The 5,192-nt window shown below is 64.8% G+C and carries 4 protein-coding genes and 1 pseudogene; all 5 read right to left on the bottom strand.

Annotated elements, in window-relative coordinates:
* Positions 1-446: pseudogene (locus EOA27_RS20690) on the bottom strand (ornithine carbamoyltransferase subunit F); the annotation flags it as partial.
* Positions 447-457: 11 nt separating this feature from the next.
* Positions 458-1,672 (bottom strand): arginine deiminase, encoded by a 1,215-nt coding sequence (locus tag EOA27_RS20685; RefSeq protein WP_126079252.1) that lies wholly within the window; start codon positions 1,670-1,672, stop codon positions 458-460.
* An 11-nt stretch (positions 1,673-1,683) separates the two neighbouring features.
* Positions 1,684-3,153: an arginine-ornithine antiporter gene (gene arcD, locus EOA27_RS20680; RefSeq protein WP_127257034.1), complete on the bottom strand. Its 1,470-nt coding sequence runs from the start codon at positions 3,151-3,153 to the stop codon at positions 1,684-1,686.
* Positions 3,154-3,267: 114 nt separating this feature from the next.
* Complete coding sequence (locus EOA27_RS20675) at positions 3,268-4,512, bottom strand: MgtC/SapB family protein (RefSeq protein WP_126079250.1); 1,245 nt, start codon at positions 4,510-4,512, stop codon at positions 3,268-3,270.
* A gap of 92 nt (positions 4,513-4,604) precedes the next feature.
* Positions 4,605-5,054 carry a pyridoxamine 5'-phosphate oxidase family protein gene (locus EOA27_RS20670; RefSeq protein WP_126079249.1) on the bottom strand — a complete coding sequence of 150 codons (450 nt, stop codon included), beginning with the start codon at positions 5,052-5,054 and terminating at the stop codon, positions 4,605-4,607.
* Positions 5,055-5,192: the final 138 nt, after the last annotated feature.

Genomic DNA, 5,192 nt, shown 5'->3' with positions numbered 1-5,192 from the left:
AATTCACGCATGGTCATGAAATCGGCGAGGATCTGCGTCGGGTGCGCTTCATTGGTCAGGCCGTTGTAGACGGGTACGCCGGCATGCGTGGCAAGCAGCTCGGCCTGATGTTGCGCAAAGCCGCGATATTCGATCGCATCATACATGCGGCCGAGCACGCGCGCGGTGTCCTTCATGGACTCCTTGTGCCCGATATGGCTGCCGCTTGGGCCGAAATAGGTGACGTGGGCGCCCTGATCGTAGGCGGCCACTTCGAATCCCGTCCGGGTGCGGGTCGAGTCCTTTTCGAAGATGAGCGCGATGTTCTTGCGAACGAGGCGCGGTATCTCGTGCCCGGCCTGCTTGGCTGCCTTCAGATCGGCGGCCAGCTTCAGCAGGAAGCGGATCTCGTCCGCCGAAAGGTCGTCCAGCGAGAGCACCGAGCGTCCATGAAGGTTGATCGACATTGGGGGTCCTTTCAGAGCGGGTCTCGGGCGATGGGGCAGGTCATGCAATGGCCGCCGCCGCGGCCGCGGCTGAGCTCGGCACCCTCGACGGTGATCACCTCGACTCCCGCGCGGCGCAGAAGCGTGTTGGTGTAGACGTTGCGGTCGTAGCCGATGACGACGCCCGGCTCGACGGCGACGACGTTGTTGCCGTCGTCCCACTGCTCGCGCTCGGCCTCGTAGCGGTCGCCGCCAGTGGCGATGATCCGCAGCGATTTCAGCCCGAGAGCCTCCGCGACCACCGAGATGAAGGGCTCCTTCTCCTCCCTGACCTCGACCGCCGCATCGCCGTCTCCCGGCCGAATCGAGAAGGTGCGCAGCCTTTCGACCACGGGCGGGTACATGGTGGCGAGATCGCGGTCGCAGAAGGTGAAGACGGTGTCGAGATGCATGAAGGAACGGTCGCGCGGCATCAGAGCCGCGATCACGCGCGTGGCCTCTCCGGCCGCGAACAGGCTTCGCGCAAGATCGCCGACCGCTTGCGGCGTGGTGCGCTCGCCCATGCCGACCAGAACGACGCCTCCGCCGACAGGCATGACGTCGCCGCCTTCGAGGCTGACGCCCGTTCCGGCCCGGGGCGAGACGAACGGGATGCCGCTGTCGCGGAACCTTGGATGGAAGCGATAGACAGCCTCGACATTGGCCGCCTCGGGCCGCCTGGCCGGCCAATACATCGGGTTGGCCGACACGGAGCGGTAGATCCAGCAGGAGCTGTCACGGGTGAACAGCTGGTTGGGAAGCGGCGGCAGCACGAAGTCCTGCGGCGCGAGCGTCCTTCCGGTCAGGCCCTTGGGCTCGAACGGCAGTTCGGCGCGCGCAATGCCGCCGACGAGACAGGTTGCCAGCAGGCCGGCCGACATTTCGTTCAGCCAGCCACGCATCTCGTCGACCATGTCGAGGCCGACCACGCCGGCATGCACCCGGCGGTCGAGAAGCCAGTCGCGGGCCTTGCCGATGGCCATTGTCTCGGCAAGCAGCTCACCGAACGAATGCACCACCACGCCGCGCTCGCGCAACGCGTCGACGAAGACGTCGTGTTCCTGGCGCGCCCGCTTTACCCACAACACGTCGTCGAATAGCAGCGCCTTGCAGTTATCCGGCGTTAGCCTGCGCAGGCTGAGATCCGGCCTGTGGACCATGACCTCGCGCAGGCGGCCGACCTCCGAATGCACTCCGAGATTTGTCATTGTATGGCCTCTCAAAGCGCGCTGACAGCGCCGGTCCACATCTCGTAGACGGCAAGGATTGCGACCGCTACGAGCGCGACGGCGATGATGGCTTCCACCGGGTGGAAGACACGCTGGTTGCCTTCGCGGCGAGCCCATACGTAGAAGATGATGCCCGGGGCATAGAGGATCGCGCACATGAACAGGTACGCAGGCCCCGCCGCATAGACGAGCCACAGCCCGTAGATCGTTGCCAGCACGCCGGCGACGAGCGGTCCGGTGCGCCCTTCGCCGCCTTGGTAGCTTTCTCCGGTCAATGCCAGTTTCGCGGCGAAGGCTCCGGAGAAAATGTAAGGCACGAGGATCACCGTCGAAGCGATGTAGAAGAGCGCCTGGTAGGTGCTCTGGGCAAAGAGCGTGATCACCAGGAAGGCCTGGACGAGCAGGTTGGTGATCAGCAGCGACGTCGAGGGAACGCCGCGCTCGCTTTCCCGGCCGAAGAACTTCGGCAGGGTCCCGTCCTTTCCGGCCACATGCGGAACCTCCGCCGCAAGCAGCGTCCAGCTCAGGAAGGCGCCGATGACCGAGATGACGAGCGCGAGATTGATGAGCACGGCGCCCCAAGGTCCGACGACCGCCTCGAGCACGCCCGCCATCGACGGGTTTTTCAGGGCGGCGAGTTCGGGCTGGCTCAGGATGCCGAGCGAAAGCAACGAGACCAGCGCATAGAGGGCAAGGCAGGTGAAGAAGCCGAGCACAGTTGCCGTCGCAATGTCCTTGCGGCGCTCCGCCCGGGCGGAGAAAACGCTGGCGCCTTCGATGCCGATGAACACCCAAAGCGTCACCAGCATCGTGCTCTTGACCTGGGCGGCGATGGTGCCGAGCGAAGCGCTGCCGAGCCCGGTGAAATCGAGTGTCCAGACATTGAGCTTGAACGCGACGGCCACGATCCCGACGAACAGGACGACAGGCGCGATCTTGGCCACGGTCACGATGGTGTTGACGACCGCCGCCTGACGGATGCCCGCAAGGATCAGAACGTGGATGAGCCACAGCAGGATCGATGCACCGAGCACCGCCTGCCACGTGTTTCCGTCACCGAAGGCGGGGAAGAAATAGGACAGTGCGCTGAAAACGATCACCGCGTAGGAGACGTTGCCGACCCATGCGCTGATCCAATAGCCCCAGGCACTGTTGAAGCCTACGAACGGACCGAAGCCGGCCTTGGCATAGGCATAGGGGCCGGCGTCGAGGTCGGGACGGCGCACCGCCAGCGACTGGTAGACAAACACCAGCGCAAGCATGCCGACCGCCGTAATGGCCCAACCGATCAGGATCGCGAGCGGACCGGCGCCGGCCGCCATGTTCTGCGGCAGGCTGAAGACGCCCGAGCCGACCATGGAGCCGATGACGAGCGCGGTCAGCGACCCCAGCCGGAGCTTCGCCGAAGCCGGGGTCGCGGTTCTTTCCCGAATGGGGACGTTGATGTCTGTTGTGGCCATGAGGCCCTCCCACCTTTGCAATGATGGGGGCCATTCAACAGGAAAGCGGGCCGGCAGCTTTGATACGGGTCAAATCAGAATGATCCCAGCGCGAGCGTCACGGCCGCGACAACCCTACCGAAGCAGCATGGCGCCGTAGCCCGCGGCAGCGGCGGTCAAGGTCATGCCGGCCAGGGGCAACCAGAATCTCACCGGACCCGCGAATACGGCCAGAAACAGGCGTCCGATTGCGTTGGCCATCAGCGCCGTCAGCACCGCATGTCCAACGGTTTCGATCGGCATCGACTGCTTGACCAGCCGTATGGCGCTGAGCACCGAAGCGTCGACGTCAAACGCGCCCGCGATTGCGGAACTCGCCAGCAGGCCTTGTTCCTTGAATTGGAACGCCAACGCGGCGCTCGCTGTCGAGGCGCCCGCGAACAGCAGCGCAAAGATCAGCAACGGCACCAGTTCGAACGGATTGCGCGTCGCGCCGGGGCTCTCTGGCTTGCTGCCGCGAATTGCCAGCGCAATCGTTCCGCAGACGCCGAGTGTCAGCGCGGCAGCGAGCGCGGGTATGGCGATGTAAGCGGTCACCGGCGGCGCCAGTATCAAAACCACGAGGCAGACACGCAAGATTGAGATCATAGCGGCCAGCGAAGCCGCGCCGGCGAAGGACAAGGAATTGTCCGACCGATTGGCCGTGCGGGCCAGTGACAGGGTGACGGCGGTCGATGAGACCACGGCGCCGGCGAGCGCGCTCACAATCAGACCGCGGGCGTTTCCGAAGACGCGCCCCGCGACATAACCGACGAAGGAAATCGAGGCCATCAGCACCGTCAGGAGCCAGATCTCCCGCGGGTTGAAGCCGCCCCATGGGTCAAATGGACGGTCCGGCAGCAGGGGCAGGATTATGGCGGTCATCACCGCCAGAACCAGTGCCGAGCGAAGCTCGATCCAGGTCAGACGTTTCAGAAGCCCGTGCAGGATTTCGCGGCTGGCAAGGAGCGCCGCGAGCGCTGCGCCTCCCGCGGCGGCAACGCGAAAGTCGCCGGCCACGCAGAGCGCGCCAAGCGTAAAGACGGCCAGGCCCGCGATAACGGTTGTGACGCTGAAATCCTCGTCATGCGCGGCTTCGCGTGCCTTGTACCAAGCGAAAATGCCAGCGAAGGCAAGGAAGCCTGCAACCAGCACCGACATTGCGTTGAGCGCTTCGGCCAATGCCGCAACCAGGCCGCCGAGAAGCCCGGCGATGCCGAAGGTGCGAATGCCGGCTGTCCGGCTGCGGTCGGGCGCATCGCGCTCTCTCCAGCCGCGTTCCAACCCGACAAGCAGGCCTATTGCCAAGGCGACCCCGAGCCGGGCAATGAGCGTGTCCATGGCGGCTACCTCAGATTGGCTGCATACGCTGCCAGCTGCTTTGGCCAGCGGTCGGCTTGGCGCGGCTTCCGCCTCGGCCTCGCCATGTAAGGCTAGCTCTCCAACGCTTCGCGGCCCGAAACTTCGGCGATGGAGACGCGGAAGAACACGTGGGGCAGATGCTCCAGATCCGAGGCTGCGGCCGGCTTGAGCGCGCCTGGCTCCCACCAGTCGAAGTGCTTGCTCAGCACGAACCATGCATGGTCACGCTGCGCCTCGTGTCCGATCCGATCGGGAAGTTCTTCATAACGGCCGGTGACGATGACGCTTTTCCAACCGTGACCCGTGCCGGCGGCGTCGACCTGCACGGACACGAGCGGATTGGCGCGCATCCAGTCGATCTTCTTGCCCGGCAGGGAGAAGGCATAGAGGTGGTTGTCCGCATGCGCGTAATGGAACGGAACGACGTAGGGCCGCCCGTCCTTCGCGCAGGCCAGCCGGCCAGCGCGATTGGCCGTCAGCAGTTTGGTGCATTCCAGAGTGGACAAAGCGCGGATCTGCATCGGCGGGACTCCTAGCTGTGAGCTTTCGGGAGGTTGTCCATTCGGACCGGACCGAGGAGACTGGAGTTACCACGCTTCAGCATCCATCGGAGGATCCGAATGAACATCCATAAGAATGCCCGTCTCACACCGCTGCGT

Source organism: Mesorhizobium sp. M2A.F.Ca.ET.037.01.1.1 (genome assembly GCF_003998075.1).
In the GTDB taxonomy this organism is placed as follows: Bacteria; Pseudomonadota; Alphaproteobacteria; order Rhizobiales; family Rhizobiaceae; genus Mesorhizobium.
The sequence above is the reverse complement of the archived record's forward strand: the minus strand, read 5'-3'. Positions and strand labels throughout refer to the sequence as shown.

Coding starts and splice junctions, on each gene's coding strand:
- EOA27_RS20675 (WP_126079250.1), bottom strand. CDS start 4,512: ATGGACACGCTCATTGCCCGGCTCGGGGTCGCCTTGGCAATAGGCCTG.
- arcD (WP_127257034.1), bottom strand. CDS start 3,153: ATGGCCACAACAGACATCAACGTCCCCATTCGGGAAAGAACCGCGACC.
- EOA27_RS20685 (WP_126079252.1), bottom strand. CDS start 1,672: ATGACAAATCTCGGAGTGCATTCGGAGGTCGGCCGCCTGCGCGAGGTC.
- EOA27_RS20670 (WP_126079249.1), bottom strand. CDS start 5,054: ATGCAGATCCGCGCTTTGTCCACTCTGGAATGCACCAAACTGCTGACG.